Source organism: Actinoplanes sp. NPDC026619 (genome assembly GCF_040638295.1).
GTDB lineage: Bacteria > Actinomycetota > Actinomycetes > Mycobacteriales > Micromonosporaceae > Actinoplanes.
In genome coordinates this window covers 63,158-78,556 of record NZ_JBEZYA010000026.1, presented here as the reverse complement: position 1 = coordinate 78,556, position 15,399 = coordinate 63,158, and the positions used below count along the sequence as shown (strand labels likewise).

General features: G+C 70.8%; 12 protein-coding genes. 6 read left to right on the top strand and 6 right to left on the bottom strand.

Going from position 1 to position 15,399, the window contains the following annotated elements:
• Positions 1-7 precede the first annotated feature (7 nt).
• Genes AB0E90_RS40465 through AB0E90_RS40455 form a run of 3 tightly spaced genes read left to right on the top strand, consistent with a single transcriptional unit; the run spans position 8 to position 2,943 of the window.
• Entirely contained in the window at positions 8-898 is an 891-nt protein-coding gene (locus tag AB0E90_RS40465) for an ABC transporter ATP-binding protein (RefSeq protein WP_360417605.1), read from the top strand.
• The gene (locus AB0E90_RS40460) at positions 895-2,481 is read left to right on the top strand and encodes a hypothetical protein (RefSeq protein WP_360417604.1); all 1,587 of its coding nucleotides are present in this window, start codon (positions 895-897) and stop codon (positions 2,479-2,481) included. Before AB0E90_RS40465 ends, AB0E90_RS40460 begins: the two co-directional genes overlap by 4 nt.
• Before the next feature lie 15 nt (positions 2,482-2,496).
• On the top strand, positions 2,497-2,943 hold the full coding sequence (locus AB0E90_RS40455; protein WP_360417603.1) for a CBS domain-containing protein: 447 nt from the start codon (positions 2,497-2,499) through the stop codon (positions 2,941-2,943).
• Between the two features lie 3 nt (positions 2,944-2,946).
• Here AB0E90_RS40455 and AB0E90_RS40450 read toward each other — a convergent pair whose 3' ends face one another.
• A complete protein-coding gene (locus tag AB0E90_RS40450; protein ID WP_360417602.1) occupies positions 2,947-4,245 on the bottom strand; it encodes an ArsB/NhaD family transporter in 1,299 nt (432 codons plus the stop codon).
• Between the two features lie 224 nt (positions 4,246-4,469).
• Here AB0E90_RS40450 and AB0E90_RS40445 point away from each other — a divergent pair, with 224 nt between their 5' ends.
• Positions 4,470-5,303, top strand: a complete 834-nt coding sequence (locus AB0E90_RS40445; RefSeq protein WP_360417600.1) for a metallophosphoesterase — start codon at positions 4,470-4,472, stop codon at positions 5,301-5,303.
• Complete coding sequence (locus AB0E90_RS40440) at positions 5,300-5,956, top strand: 4'-phosphopantetheinyl transferase superfamily protein (RefSeq protein ID WP_360417599.1); 657 nt, start codon at positions 5,300-5,302, stop codon at positions 5,954-5,956. Before AB0E90_RS40445 ends, AB0E90_RS40440 begins: the two co-directional genes overlap by 4 nt.
• On the opposite strand, the gene AB0E90_RS40435 is transcribed toward AB0E90_RS40440, so the two are convergent.
• The 5 genes from AB0E90_RS40435 to kdpF are packed head-to-tail and all read right to left on the bottom strand — an operon-like array spanning position 5,949 to position 13,150.
• On the bottom strand, positions 5,949-8,444 hold the full coding sequence (locus AB0E90_RS40435) for a sensor histidine kinase KdpD (RefSeq protein WP_360417598.1): 2,496 nt from the start codon (positions 8,442-8,444) through the stop codon (positions 5,949-5,951). The two genes, AB0E90_RS40440 and AB0E90_RS40435, sit on opposite strands and share 8 nt — an antisense overlap.
• Before the next feature lie 20 nt (positions 8,445-8,464).
• Positions 8,465-9,316, bottom strand: a complete 852-nt coding sequence (locus AB0E90_RS40430) for a potassium-transporting ATPase subunit C (protein WP_360417597.1) — start codon at positions 9,314-9,316, stop codon at positions 8,465-8,467.
• Positions 9,317-9,321: 5 nt separating this feature from the next.
• On the bottom strand, positions 9,322-11,418 hold the full coding sequence (gene kdpB / locus AB0E90_RS40425) for a potassium-transporting ATPase subunit KdpB (RefSeq protein ID WP_360417596.1): 2,097 nt from the start codon (positions 11,416-11,418) through the stop codon (positions 9,322-9,324).
• Positions 11,415-13,061, bottom strand: coding sequence for a potassium-transporting ATPase subunit KdpA (gene kdpA, locus AB0E90_RS40420; RefSeq protein WP_360417595.1), 1,647 nt, complete (start codon positions 13,059-13,061; stop codon positions 11,415-11,417). Before kdpA ends, kdpB begins: the two co-directional genes overlap by 4 nt.
• Positions 13,061-13,150: a K(+)-transporting ATPase subunit F gene (gene kdpF / locus AB0E90_RS40415; RefSeq protein WP_203733356.1), complete on the bottom strand. Its 90-nt coding sequence runs from the start codon at positions 13,148-13,150 to the stop codon at positions 13,061-13,063. The genes kdpA and kdpF overlap by 1 nt, the downstream gene beginning before the upstream one ends.
• A 308-nt stretch (positions 13,151-13,458) precedes the next feature.
• On the opposite strand from kdpF, the gene AB0E90_RS40410 reads away from it, so the two are divergent.
• The gene (locus tag AB0E90_RS40410; RefSeq protein ID WP_360417594.1) at positions 13,459-15,375 is read left to right on the top strand and encodes an amino acid transporter; all 1,917 of its coding nucleotides are present in this window, start codon (positions 13,459-13,461) and stop codon (positions 15,373-15,375) included.
• Positions 15,376-15,399 lie beyond the last annotated feature (24 nt).

The window sequence follows — 15,399 nt, the reverse complement described above, 5'->3', positions numbered from 1 at the left end:
GGTTGTCGTGAGCACCACTGCCGTCCGCACCGAGCATCTCTCCAAACGCTATCGCCGGCTGCTCGCCCTCGACGACCTCGACCTGCGGGTCGTGCCCGGTGAGGTGTTCGGTTTCCTCGGCCCGAACGGGGCGGGCAAGTCGACCACGATCCGGCTCCTGCTCGGCCTCGCCCGGCCCACGACCGGTCACGCGTGGATCTTCGATATCCCCGCCACCGACGTCGAGGTGGCCCACCGGCGGTTGGCGTACGTGCCCGCGGACGTCGCGTGGTGGCCCCGGCTGACCGGCGCGGAGATCCTGACGTTGCTGGAGCGCACCGGTCCGGGCACCGATGCCGGTTACCGTGCCGAGTTGGTGGAGCGGTTCGATCTGGACCCGGCCAAGCCGGCCGGCACCTACTCGTCGGGCAACCGGCAGAAGGTGGCGCTGGTCGCGGCCTTCGCCACCCGTGCCCCGCTGCTGGTGCTGGACGAGCCGACCAGTGGACTGGATCCGCTGATGGAACGCGAGTTCCGCCGGGCGGTGCTCGAGGCACGGGAGCGTGGGCAGGCGGTCCTGCTCTGCTCGCATCGTCTCGACGAGGTGGAGGCGGTCTGCGACCGGGTCGGCATTCTGCGGGCGGGGCGGCTGGTCGAGGTGGCGACGGTGGCGGGGCTACGCCGGCTGCATCGCAGCGAGGTCGAGGCGGTCTTCCCGGGCGCGGTACCCGACCTGGCCGGCGTGCCAGGTGTCGGTGACGTGGTGGCCGGTGGTGGCGGCCGGGTGCGGTTCGTGCTGTCCGGGCCGCCGGCAGCGGCCCTGCGAGCGCTGGCCGCGGCGGAGGTCACGGCGGTGTCCGTGCGGGAACCGTCGCTCGAGGAGATCTTCCTCGACTACTACGGCGGGACCGGCCGGTGACCGCCGGCCGGGCTGTCACCGGCCTCGCGGTCCGGCAGGTCAGGTGGGGAGCGGCGATCGTCGCCGTGCTCGCCGCCGGCATGTCGCTGCTGGTGGCCGCCACCTACGCGGAGACCGTCGGATCCGGGTCGGGGGCGGCGTCCCTGGCGTCGCTGGCCGGGAACCCGGCGATCCGGACGCTGTTCGGGCCGCCGGTCGCGCTCGACGACCCGGGCGGGTTCGCCGTGTGGCGGACCGGGACCTTCCTCGCGGTGCTGCTCGGCGCGTGGGGGCTGCTCGCGGTCACCCGGACGACCCGGGGAGCGGAGGAGGCCGGTCGCTGGGATCTGCTGCTGGCCGGCCGGATCACGCTGGCCGGAGCAGTCGGACGGCATGTCGCCGTGGTCGCGGCGGCGATGGTGGCCGCCGGCGCCGCGATCACCGCGGCCCTGCTGGCCGCCGGCACCGATCCCGCGGGCGCGATCCTGCACGGCGCCGGACTGGCGCTGCTGGGCGTGTTCTTCGCCGGGACCGCCGGGCTCACCGCGCAGATCTTCCCGACCCGCGCGGCCGGGACCGGCGCCGCCCTGGGGGTGCTCGGCGCGAGCCTGCTGCTGCGGATGGTCGCGGACGGGATGACCGTGCTGTCGTGGCTGCGGTGGTTCAGCCCGTTCGGCCTGGTCGAGCTCTCCCGCCCGTACGAAGACGACCGGTTGGTGCCTCTTCTGGTGCTCGCGGTGTCGGCGACCGCGGCCGTCGTCGCGGTACCGACCGCGGCGCGGCGTCGCGACCTGCACGGCGGATGGCTGCCCCCGGGAACCGGGCGGGCGCCCCGGACGGTGCTGCTCGGCTCGGTCACCGGGTTCGCTGTCCGGCGGATGCTGCGCCCGCTGCTCGGCTGGTCGGCAGGGATCGGCGCGTACTTCCTGTTGATCGGACTCACGGTGAAGTCCCTGACCGGGTTTCTGACCGACAACCCGCAGTTCGCCGACCTGGCCGGGCAAGCGGGCTTCGCCGGGGTGCAGACCGTCGAGGGTTGCGTGGCGACCCTGTTCGCGCTGCTGGCGATCCCGATCGGTGGATTCGCGGCGGCTCGGATCGCGGCCGCCTCCGCCGATGAGGAGGCACGCCGGCCGGCGTCGCTGTACGGCGGTCCGGTCACCCGCTCACGGTTCCTTGCCGGCGAGGCGGCAGCGGCCGCCGGCGGCGCGGTCGTGCTCGCGGCCGTCGCCGGCCTGGCCACCTGGAGCGGCGTCACGATGACCGGCGCCGGGCTCGGCCTCACCGCGGCACTGGCCGGGGCGGTCAACGTGCTGCCGGTCGTGGCGCTCGGCCTCGGCGCCGCGATCCTGGCCCTGGGCCTGTTCCCGCGCGCGGTGGCGGCCGTCGGCGCGATACCGACCGTCGGCGGGTTCCTGCTGCTCGTGGTCACCGAGCGGGTCAGCCTGCCCGGCACGCTGCTCGGGCTGTCGCCGTTCACGCACCTCGCGCCCGTTCCGGCCACCACGCCGAACTGGGCCGGGGCGATCGGCATGAGCGCGGTGGCGGCCGGCCTGGGGCTGATCGGCGCCGCCGCCTACCGGCGCCGGGACCTGCGGGCCTGAGCGTAGGGTCGGGTCATGCGCGCAGGTGACGTGGCGATCCCGATGACCACCGTGGTGGAGAGCCTGCCCGCCCGGGAAGCGGCCCGTGTACTGGCCGCGCAGGACCTGCCCGGTCTGGTGGTGGTCGATGCGAAAGGTCGTCCGATGACGGTGCTGGCCGGCACGCAGGTGCTGCGGATGGCGTTGCCGTCGTACTGCCAGGACGATCCCGCGCTCGCCCGGGTGATCGACGAGGCAGCCGCCGACGTCATCTTCGACGGCATCGGCGACCGTACGGTGGCCGACCTGCTCCCGAGGAACCGGCCCGAGCTGCCCGCGGTCAGCGCCGATGCGACGCTGCTGGAGGTCGCATCGGTGATGGCCCGCTCGAACGTGCCCTTGGTCGCGGTCGTCGACGCCGACCGGGTGATGACCGGCGCGATCACGCTCGACGGCCTGCTCGACCGGATGCTCGGCACTTAGGAATCAGGAAAAAGCGAAGAAACGCAGCCAGACGTACGGCACGGCCAGTGTGACCGAGATGGCGGTGACGATCAGGCCGTACTTGGTGAAGCCCCAGAAGCTGATCCGGTGCCCGGCACGTTCGGCGATGCCGAGCACTACGACGTTGGCCGACGCGCCGACTGCGGTGGCGTTGCCGCCGAGGTCAGCACCGATGGCGAGCGCCCACCACAGCACCTGCGCATGATCGTTGCCGCCGGACGCGTCGACGAGCTCGGCGACGATCGGGCTCATCGTCGCGACGTATGGGATGTTGTCGACGATCGCGGACAGCCCGGCCGAGGCCCAGAGCAGCAGCACGGTGGCCGGCCACAGCTTCCCGCCGACCGCGTCGGTGGCGGCGTGCGCGAGGCTGTCGATGACCCCGGTGGCGACCAGGCCGCCGACCATGACGAACAGTCCGGCGAAGAACACCAGGGTCGGCCATTCCACATCTTTGGCGACCTCGGTGGCGTCCAGCCGGGACAGCGCGAGCAGCAGCAGCCCGCCGAGCAGCGCCACCACCGACGGCTCCAGACCGAGCAGGGTGTGCAGGCCGAACGCGACCAGGACGGCGCCGAGCACGGCCAGGCTGAGAGCGACCAGCCGTGGATCCCGGATGGCGTCGCGTTCGTTCAGTGCCATCACCCGTTCGACCCGGGCCGGGTCGTAACGGAACGCGGCACGGAACATGTACCGGCAGAGCAGCACGAGCACGGCCAGCACCACCAGCACGAACGGCGCCAGCACGCTGAGGAAGTCGTTGAAGGTCAGCCCGGACCGGCTGGCGATGATGATGTTCGGCGGATCGCCGACCAGCGTCGCGGTGCCGCCGATGTTCGATGCGAGAACCTCGGCGATCAAAAACGGCACCGGGGGTACGCCGAGCCGGTCGCAGACCAGCAGTGTCACCGGCGCCACCAGCAGGACGGTGGTCACGTTGTCGAGCGCGGCCGAGACCACGCCGGTGACGACGATCAGAATCACCATGATCGGAAAGGGCCGGCCGTGGGCCTTCTTGGCCGCCCAGATCGCTACGTACTCGAACAATCCGGTGCGTTTCAGCACGCCGACGATGAGCATCATGCCGAGCAGCAGGAAGATGACGTTCCAGTCGATGCCCGAGTCCTCGGAGAAGAACGCGTGCTCGGCGTTCGTGATCCCGAGGGCCAGCATGATCGACGCCCCGCCGAGCGCCACCGCCACCCGGTTGATCTTCTCGGAGGCGATCAGCGCGTACGCTGCCACGAAGACGACGACGGCAATCCAGGCCAGTGTGCTCACGGAGCCTCCGATTTCGGTCAGCCGTCATCGATCGCCGACCAGACTTCCCGGCACACCTTCGATCAACCTAACAGCCGAGACCGCCGTGAACGTTGCTCTGGACTCGGCTACACCCGGGTGCAGGGTTTCCTGGCCGGCCGCCCGGTGCCCGCCGACCAGGTTCTCGGAAGATCTGCGGACCAGGGGCGGCGGCGCTCCGACCGGAGCTGGCAGGATTGATCGACGTGACGGCATCCCTGTTGGCGGTCAGCGACCTGCACATCTCCTACCAGGAAAATCGCGACGTCCTCGACCGGATCCGGCCCGGCTCCGCGGACGACTGGCTGATCGTCGCGGGTGACGTCGGCGAGATGTTCGACGGCATCGGCTGGGCGCTCGGCCTGCTGCGCGACCGCTTCGCCAAGGTGATCTGGGCGCCCGGCAACCACGAGCTGTGGACGCATCCGCGCGACCCGGTGCAACTGCGCGGCGACGAGCGTTACCGGGCGCTGGTCGACCAGTGCCGGAAGCTGGGCGTGGTCACCCCCGAGGACGACTATCCGATCTGGCCCGGCCGCAGCGGGCCGGTCGCGGTGACGCCGCTCTTCGTGCTCTACGACTACTCGTGGCTGGCCCCGGGCGCGACCACGAAAGAAGAATCGCTGAAACTGGCGTACGACGCCGGCGTGGTCTGCACCGACGAGATGCTGCTCTTCCCCGACCCGTACCCGGACCGGGCCTCGTGGTGCGCGGCCCGGCTGACCGAGACCGAGAAGCGGCTCACCGAGATCGACGCGTCGTTGCCGACCGTGCTGGTCAGCCATTGGCCGCTGCGGCGCGAGCCCACCGACATCATGTGGCACCCCGAGTTCGCCCAATGGTGCGGCACCGACCGCACCGCCGACTGGCACCTGCGCTTCCGCGCCGCCGCGGCGGTCTACGGCCACCTGCACATCCCGCGCTCCACGACGTACGACGGGGTGCCCTTCGAGGAGGTGTCGCTCGGCTATCCACGCGAGTGGAGCAGCCGCGGTGACACCCCTCAGCCGGTACGGCGCATCCTCGAGGGTGACGTGTGATCGAGACCCTGCTGCCCCCGGCGGTCGTGGCCGTCGAGGCGTTCGACGACGTGCCGGGCGAGGCCCCGTTCCCGGGCGAGGAGGACCTCATCGCCACCGCGGTCGAGGGCCGCCGCCGCGAGTTCATCACCGCCCGCCGCTGCGCCCGGGAGGCGCTGCAGACCTTCGGCCACCCCGGTGCGCCGATCCGCCCCGGGCCCCGGCGGGAGCCACGCTGGCCGGCCGGGATGACCGGCAGCATCACCCACTGCACCGGCTACCGGGCCGCGGCCGTGGCCCGCACCACCGACATTTCCCTGCTCGGCATCGACGCCGAGCCCAACCGCCCGCTGCCCGAGGGCGTCGCCGGGCAGATCACCGTTCCCGGCGAGCCGGAGATGCTCGACCGGCTGGCCGGCACCCATCCGGGCACGAACTGGGGGCGGTTGCTGTTCAGCGCGAAGGAGTCGGTCTACAAGGCCTGGTTCCCGGTGACCCGCCGGTGGCTGGGCTTCGAGGAGGCCCGCCTGGCCATCGACCCCGACGCCGGTACGTTCGTGGCGACGCTCCTGGTGGACGGCGCCCGCATCGACGGCGCCCCACCGCTCACCGTCCTGGCCGGCCGTTTCCTGGTGGACCGCGGCCTCGTCCTGACGGCAGTCCTCGCTAGATAACCGGGCCGGCGGGCAGGGTGAGGATCATGGTGAGGCCGCCGCCGGGGGTGTGGTCGGGGGTCAGGGTGCCGCCCATGGCTTCGGTGAGACCGCGGGAGAGGGCCAGGCCGAGGCCGACGCCGGTGTGGTTGTCGCGGTCGCCCAGGCGCTGGAACGGCAGGAAGACGTCGTTCCAGCGGTTCTCCGGGATGCCCGGCCCGTGGTCGATGACGCGCAGCTCGAGGCGGCCGCCCAGGGCGCTGGCGGTCACCACCGGAGGCCGGCCGGGCGGGCTGTAGCGCAGCGCGTTGGCGATCAGGTTGATCAGGATCTGTTCGAGCAGCCCGGGGTCGGCGTGCACCGGCGGCAGCTCGTCCGGGATGTGCACGGCGACGGCGCGGCCCGCCGGGTCGAGGTGGTCCAGGGCGCGCGGCACGATGTCCTCGGCGCCCACGTCGACGGCGTGCACGCCGAGCGCGCCGGCCTGCAGGCGGCTCATGTCGAGCAGGTTGGTCACCAGTCGCGTCAGGCGGTCGAGGGATTCGTCGGCGGTGGCCAGCAGCTCGCGCCGATCCTGTTCGCCGAACTCGACCTCGTCGCTGCGCAGGCTGGCCACCGCGGCCTTCGCCGACGCCAGTGGCGTACGCAGATCGTGGCTCACCGCGGCGAGCAGCGCCGTGCGCATCCGGTCGGCCTCGGCCAGCGGTTTGGCCGCGGCCGCCTCGGCGGTGAGCCGTTCCTGGCGCAGCGCGAGGGTCGCCTGCGCCGCGAAGGCCTCGACGATGCGCCGGTCGGAGGCTTCCAGCGGGCGCCCGCGCAGCAGCATGGTCATGGTGTCGTCGATCTTCACCTCGGCATCGGCGTCCCGGGCGACGGTGCAGGCCTCCCCCACGTGCGCGACGACCGTCCCGGCGTCGAGCAGGGTCACCGAGTCCAGAGTGAACGTTTCGTGCAGTCGTTCCAGCAGGGCCATCAGCGGGCGTTCGCCGCGCAGCACGCTGCCGGCCACGGTGGCCAGGGTCTGCGCGTCGGCGCCCGCCTGGGCGGCCTGCCGGGTCTTGCGGGCCGCGGTGTCGACGACCCAGCTGACCGCGATCGCGACGACCACGAAGATGGCCAGGGCCAGCAGGTTGTCGCCCTCGGCGATGGTGAACCGGCCCAGCGGCGGAGTGAAGAAATAGTTCAGCAGCAGCGACCCGGCCACCGCGGCGAGCAGCGCCGGCCACAGCCCACCGATCAGTGAGACTGCGACGACGGCGGCCAGGAACAGCAGGATGTCGTTGGTGAGCGACAGCGACGGCCCCGCGTGCAGCAGGCCGGTCAGGGCGGGGAGCCCGGCCAGGGTCGCCACGAAACCGGCGATCCGGCGGCCGCGCGACAGAGCGGCCGGCAGGCGGCGGGCCCGGCGGCCCTGGGCGGCACGTTCGTGGGTGACCAGGTGTACGTCGATCGTGCCGGACCGGGCGGTGGTGGTGACGCCGACGCCGGCCGAGAAGAGCTGGGCGAACTTTCCGCGGCTGGACGCGCCGAGCACGATCTGGGTGGCGTTGACGGCGCCGGCGAAGTCGAGCAGCGCGCGTGGCACGTCGGCGCCGACGACCTGGTGGTAGGTGCCGCCGAGGCTTTCCACCAGGACCCGCTGCCGGGCCAGGACGGCGGGGTCCGCGCCGGCCAGGCCGTCGTTGCGGGTGACGTGCACCGCCATCAGGTCGGCGCCCCCCGGTCCGGACGACGCCGTGCGAGCGGCGATCCGCGCCGCCCGGCGGATCAGCGTGTCACCCTCCGGTCCACCGGTCAGGGCCACCACGACGCGTTCCCGCGTCTCCCACGTCGTGCTGATCTTGTGGTCGGCCCGGTACTTGTCGAGCTGGTCCTCGACCTTGTCGGCCAGCCACAGCAGGGCCAGCTCGCGCAGCGCGGTCAGGTTCCCGGTGCGGAAGTAGTTGCCGAGCGCGGCGTCGATCTTCTCCGGCCGGTAGATGTTGCCGTGCGCCATCCGCCGGCGCAGCGCCTCCGGGGTCATGTCGACCAGCTCGACCTGCTCGGCCGCGCGGACCACCGCGTCGGGCACGGTCTCGCGCTGTTCGACCCCGGTGATCTGGGCGACCACGTCGTTGAGGGACTCGAGATGCTGCACGTTGACGGTGGTCAGCACGTCGATCCCGGCGGCCAGCAGCTCCTGGACGTCCTGCCAGCGCTTGGCGTGGCGGGCGCCGGGGACGTTGGTGTGGGCGAGCTCGTCGACGACGGCGAGCTCGGGACGGCGGGCGAGGAGGGCGCCGAGGTCCATCTCGGTGAACTCGGCGCCCCGGTAGGCCAGCGTCCGCCGGGGGACGATCTCCAGGTCGGCGAGCATGGCCTGGGTGTGTTTGCGGCCGTGCGTCTCGACGAAGCCGACCACCACGTCGGTGCCGCGCTCGGCGCGACGCTGCGCCTCTTCGAGCATGGTGTACGTCTTTCCGACCCCCGGGGCGGCGCCCAGGAAGATCCGCAGTTCTCCGCGTGCCATCTCGGCGCCGCCCTCCTTACTTATTTCTGCTTGTCGAGCGCGAGGTTGAGCTGGAGCACGTTGACGCCGGGCTCGCCGAGGAAGCCGAGGGCCCGGTCGTCGGTGTACTCCTTGACCAGGGCACGCACGGCGTCGACGGAGAGGCCGCGCTCCCGGGCGATCCGGGGCACCTGCAGGGCGGCGTACGCCGGGCTGATGTCCGGGTCGAGTCCGCTGGCGCCGGCCGTGACCGCGTCGGCCGGCACCACCGGGTCGGCCGGGGCGTCGCCCCGGATCGGGGTGATCACGCCGCCGAGCGCCTGGTAGTCCTCGCCGTTCTTGGCCGGTTCGACGGTGACGCCATCGTAGGTGGCGAGGAACGGGGCGCCGGTCTGGTTGACCGACACCACCCGGGTGACCGGGCCGGTGAAACCGTCGCGGTGGAAGACCGCGAGAACCGCGCCGACCCCGTCGGTGGTGCAGAACGGCCGCCGCCCGTCGACGCCTTCGAGCTTGCCGACGGCGAGGCTGCGAGCGCAGACTTGGGTGAGCAGGCTCGGCGACGCATCGTCCGGGTTGTCGGACAGGGTGTCGACGATGCTGTTCGGGCCGAGGTTGCCGGCCGAGGTGGCGGTGGGGTCGTAGCCGTCGCCGGCTGCGGAGGGCCGGCTCTGGAAGTACTTGGCGATCGGGTTGCCGTCGGCGTCGGTGAACGCCTGCCCGATCAGGGTGCTGCCGTTGGCCACGAGCGACCCGTCCGCCTTGCCGGACAGGCCGGGCAGGCGACCGAGGGCAACGAAGGCGAGTGGGTAGGCGAGTCCGAGCAGGACGGTGAAGACGAGCAGCGCACGGAGCGCGGCGAGGTGCTGGGCAAGCCAGGCAGGGAGTCGCATGATACTCAGATCCCCGGGATGAACTGGATGAGCAGGTCGATGAGTTTGATGCCGAGGAACGGCGCGATCACGCCGCCGAGGCCGTAGATCCAGAGGTTGCGGCGCAGCAGCGCGCTCGCGCTCGACGGGGTGTACCGCACGCCGCGCAGCGCCAGTGGAATGAGCGCTACGATGACCAGCGCGTTGAAGATGACCGCGGACAGGATCGCCGAGCCCGGCGAGTGCAGCCGCATCACGTTCAGCGTGTCGAGGCCCGGGTAGACCCCGGCGAACATGGCCGGGATGATCGCGAAGTACTTGGCGATGTCGTTGGTGATCGAGAACGTGGTCAGGGCGCCCCGCGTGATCAGCAACTGCTTGCCGATCTCCACGATCTCGATCAGCTTGGTCGGGTCGGAGTCGAGGTCGACCATGTTGCCCGCCTCTTTCGCGGCCGACGTGCCGGTGTTCATCGCCACGCCGACGTCGGCCTGGGCGAGGGCCGGCGCGTCGTTGGTGCCGTCGCCGGTCATCGCGACCAGCCGGCCACCCTCCTGCTCCTTGCGGATGTAGGCGAGCTTGTCCTCCGGCGTCGCCTCGGCGAGGAAGTCGTCGACGCCGGCCTCGTCGGCGATCGCCTTCGCGGTGCGCGGGTTGTCGCCGGTGATCATCACGGTGCGGATGCCCATCTTGCGCATCTCGTCGAACCGCGCCCGTATGCCCTCCTTGACCACGTCCTTGAGGTGGATGACGCCCAGCGCCCGCGCCGGTTCGCCGGCGATGTGCTCGGCGACGACCAGCGGGGTGCCGCCGGTGCTGCTGATCGTGTCGACGATCTCGCCGACCTCTTCGGTCGGGTGCCCGCCGTTGTCGCGGACCCACTTCATCACGGCGGAGGCCGCGCCCTTGCGCACCTCCCGGTCGCCGAGGTCGACGCCGCTCATCCGGGTCTGCGCGGTGAACGGCACGAACGTCGCGTCGTCCGTCAGTCCGGGCTCCCGTTCCCGCAGCCCGAACTCGTTCTTGGCGAGGATCACCACCGAGCGGCCCTCGGGTGTCTCGTCGGCCAAGCTGGACAGTTGCGCCGCGTCGGCCAGCGTGGCCGCGGTGATGCCGTCGACCGGGACGAACTCGGCCGCCTGCCGGTTGCCGAGCGTGATCGTGCCGGTCTTGTCGAGCAGCAGCGTGTTCACGTCGCCGGCCGCCTCGACCGCGCGGCCGGACATGGCGAGCACGTTGCGCTGCACCAGCCGGTCCATGCCGGCGATGCCGATCGCGGAGAGCAGCGCGCCGATGGTGGTCGGGATCAGGCAGACGATGAGCGAGACCAGCACGATCCCGGTGACGCCGTGCGCGTCGATCGCCGCGGTGTCCGGCGCCGCCGCCTGCCAGGCCTTCGAGAAGATGGCGAGCGGCTGGAGCGTCACCACCGACAGCAGGAAGATGATCGTCAGAGCGGCGAGCAGGATGTTCAGCGCGATCTCGTTCGGCGTCTTCTGCCGGTTGGCCCCCTCGACCAGGGCGATCATCCGGTCGACGAAGCTCTCCCCCGGCTTCTGGGTGATCTTGACGACGATCCGGTCGGAGAGCACCTTGGTGCCGCCGGTGACGGCCGAACGGTCGCCACCCGACTCGCGGATGACCGGGGCCGACTCGCCGGTGATGGCCGACTCGTCGACGCTGGCGATGCCCTCGATGACGTCGCCGTCCCCGGGGATGATCTCGCCGGCCACGACCACCACGACGTCGCCCTGTTTGAGCTCGGTCGCCGGGACCAGGCCGCCGTCCAGCAACTGGGCCATGGTGTCCTGCTTGGCGGCGCGCAGCGAGGCCGCCTGGGCCTTGCCGCGGCCCTCGGCGACCGCTTCGGCCAGGTTGGCGAAGACGACGGTGAGCCACAGCCAGACCGTAATCGTCCAGGCCAGCACGCTGGCGTCGGTGATCGACAGGACGGTGGTGAAGACCGCGCCGACCTCGACGATGAGCATGACCGGGTTGTGCCAGAGGGTGCGCGGGTCGAGCTTGCGCAACGCGTCCGGCAGGGATTTCCAGAGCTGCTGGGGCTGCATGAGCCCCGGCTTCACCGCCGCCTGCGCGACCGGCTTTTCCGCTGACAGAGTCATGACAAACCTTCTGCGATGGGGCCGAGCGCGAGGGCGGGGAGGAAGGTCAGGGCGACGAGCACGATGGTGACGCCGACGACCATGCCGACGAACAGGGGTTGGTGGGTGGGCAGCGTGCCCTCGGACTCCGGGGTCGGTTTCTGCCGGGCTAGCGAGCCGGCCAGCGCCAGCACCAGCACCATCGGCAGGAAGCGGCCGATGAACATCGCGAGGCCGAGCGCGGTGTCCCACCAGGGAGTGTTGACGGTGATGCCGCCGAACGCGGAGCCGTTGTTGTTGCCGGCGCTGGTGAAGGCGTACAGGACCTCGGAAAGGCCGTGCGGGCCGACGTTGAGCGCCGTGCTGTTGTTTCCGGTGGCGAAGGCCGCCGCCGTGCCGATCAGCACCACCGCCGGGGTGACCAGGAAGTAGAGCGAGGCCAGCTTCATCTCCCGGGCGCCGATCTTCTTGCCCAGGTATTCCGGGGTGCGCCCGACCATCAGGCCGGCCACGAAGACCGTGATCGTCGCCAGGATGAGCAGGCCGTAGAGGCCCGATCCGACACCGCCGGGGGCGACCTCGCCGAGCATCATGTTGACGATCGGCATCATCCCGCCGAACGGGGTGTACGAGTCGTGGAACGAGTTCACCGCGCCGGTCGAGGTCAGGGTCGTAGCCGCGGCGAAGGTCGCCGAGTCGGGGATGCCGAACCGGACCTCCTTGCCCTCCATCGCCGAGCCGACCGACTGCGGCACCGTGCCGCCGCCGTGCACCTCGAAACCGACCGTCAGCGCGATGCTCGTGATGGCCAGCACCGCCATCACCGCGACGATCGCGTAGCCCTGCCGGTTCTGGCCGACCATCCGGCCGAACACGCGCGGAAGGCTGAACGGGATCAGGAAGATCAGGAAGATCTGCAGCCAGTTCGTCCAGGTCGTGGGGTTCTCGAACGGGTGCGCCGAGTTGACGTTGTAGAAGCCGCCGCCGTTGGTGCCGAGCTCCTTGATCGCCTCCTGGGAGGCGACCGGCCCGCCGGTGATGTGCTGGGTCGCGCCGGTGAGGGTGGTGACGTCGGTGCCGCCGGAGAGGTTCTGCACCATCCCGGCGATCATGAAGATCAAAGTCGCCAGAACACAGATCGGCAGCAGTACGCGCATGGTGATCCGGGTCAGATCGACCCAGAAATTGCCGAGCGTCTCGGTCCGGCGGCCGGCGAACCCACGGATCAGCGCGACCGCGACCGCGATGCCGACGCTCGCCGAGACGAAGTTCTGCACGGCGAGGCCGGCCATCTGCACCAGGTGCCCGAGCGCGGATTCACCCGCGTACGCCTGCCAGTTGGTGTTGGTGACGAAGCTGACCGCGGTGTTCCACGAGACGTGTGTGTTCATCTGCGGCATGCCCAGCGCGAGCCAGAGCCGGTTCTGCACGCGCAGGAACAGGTAGAGGAAGAGGATCGAGACGGCGGAGAAGGCGAGGACGCTCCGGGCGTAGACGCCCCAGGTCTGCTGCGCCTTGGCGTCCACCCCGACGAGGCGGTAGATGCCCCGCTCGACCCGCGCGTCCTTGGTGCCGCTGACCACGCGGTACATGTAGTCGCCGAACGGCCGGTAGACCGCCACCAGGGCGATCACCAGCGAGATGACGAAGAGCCAGCCGGTCATCAGAACTTCTCCGGGAACAGCAGGGCGGCCACCATGAAGGCGGCCAGCAGGACGGCGACGATCAGACCGATGACGTTGACGGCGCTCACCAGCGTTCGACCGCCCGGATCAGCACGGTCAGCGCTGCGAACAGCACCACCGTGAGAAGGACGAACACGAGATCAGCCACGGAAGGACTCCTTGACGAGGGGTGGCAATGCTTGCGTCCAGAAGCACAGCTCGCCGCGATCCCCCTTGTCATCGGCGTTGACGCGATGACTACGCCGGCCGGGCGCTTATATACGCCGTATTAACGCCGGCGTGCGGACGACCGGCGGTCGCCGGTGACAGACTTTTCCCACGACGGCGCACGGCCCCAGGTCCGGGACGGGTGTGCGAAACCGAGGTGGGAGGGCCGATGGCCGTTACCGAGAGCCACGCTGCCCGCGACTGGCTGCTCAAGGGTCTGACCGACCGCTCGCAACAGCATCAGGGCCCGCACGCCCAGCCGCAGGAGGAGAAGCCGCACTCCTGGTGGAAGGTCATGTGCCTGACCGGCGTGGACTACTTCTCCACCCTCGGCTACCAGCCCGGCATCGCCGCCCTCGCCGCCGGGGTGCTCTCCCCCATCGCGACCCTGATCCTCATCCTGGTCACCGTCCTGGGCGCGCTGCCGGTCTACCGCCGGGTGGCGGCCGAGAGCCCGAACGGCGAGGGCTCGATCGCCATGCTGGTCCGGCTGCTCTCCTTCTGGAAGGGCAAGCTGTTCGTCCTGGTGCTGCTCGGGTTCGCCGCCACCGACTTCATCATCACGATCACCCTGTCGGCGGCCGACGCCACCGCGCACATCGACGAGAACCCGTTCCTGCCGTCGTCGTTGAGCGGGCACGAGGTGCTGATCACGCTGCTGCTGATCGCCCTGCTCGGCGCGGTCTTCCTGAAAGGCTTCACCGAGGCGATCGGCATCGCGGTCGGGCTGGTCGGCGTCTACCTGTTCCTGAACGTCATCGTCGTGGGCGACGGTCTGTGGCGCGTCATCACCCACCCGCACGCCGTCGGTGACTGGACCGATGCGCTCACCACCCAGCACGGCAATCCGGTGATGATGGTCGGCATCGCGCTGCTGGTCTTCCCGAAGCTGGCGCTCGGCCTGTCCGGCTTCGAGACGGGCGTCGCCGTCATGCCGCACATCAAGGGCAACCTGCCGGCCCGCATCCACGGCGCGAAGCAGTTGCTGACCACGTCGGCCGGGATCATGAGCGTCTTCCTGATCAGCAGCAGCGTGGTGACCACCGTGCTGATCCCGCAGGACCAGTTCAAGGCCGGCGGCGCCGCGAACGGCCGGGCGCTGGCCTTCCTCGCGCACGAGAACCTGGGCAGCGCCTTCGGCACGATCTACGATGTGTCGACCATCGCGATCCTCTGGTTCGCCGGCGCGTCCGCGATGGCCGGCCTGCTCAACCTGGTCCCCCGTTACCTGCCCAAGTTCGGCATGGCGCCGTCCTGGGCCCGGGCCGTACGGCCGATGGTCCTGGTCTTCACCGGCACCGCCTTCCTGATCACGATCGTCTTCCACGCGAGCGTGGACGCCCAGGGCGGCGCCTACGCCACCGGCGTGCTCGTCCTGATCACTTCGGCCGCCACGGCGGTCACCCTCTCCGCCCGGCGCCGCCGCCAGCACGGGCGCACGATCGCCTTCGCGGCGATCTCGCTGATCTTCGTCTACACCACCATCGCCAACGTGGTGGAACGCCCCGACGGCGTGAAGATCGCCGCGTGCTTCATCCTCGCGATCCTGGTCGTGTCGTTCCTCTCCCGCCTCTACCGCGCCTTCGAGCTACGCGTCACCACCATCGACGCCGACGAGATCGCGACGGGTTTCCTGCGCGAGTGCGGCCGCCGCCAGATCCGCCTGGTCGCCAACGAGCCGGACAGCCGCGACGCCCGCGAGTACAGCGAGAAGATCGCGCAGATCCTCGCCGACAACGACATGACCGACGACCGCGACGTGATCTTCGTCGAGGTCACCGTCGTCGACGCCTCCGATTTCGAAACCGATCTGCACGTACGCGGTGAGGTGCTCCACCACCGCTACCGCGTGCTGTCGATGACGAGTTCCTCGGTGCCCAGCGCCATCGCCGCCCTGCTGCTCTGGATCCGCGACAACACCAACCGCCGCCCGCACATCTACTTCGAGTGGACCGAGGGCAACCCGGTCGCCAACTTCGCCCGCTACCTGATCTTCGGTCAGGGCGAGGTCGCCCCGGTCACCCGCGAAATGATCCGCCAGGCCGAACCCCACCGCAGCCGCCGCCCCCACGTCCACGTCGGCTGACCACCGACCGCACCGGGGCAGCGA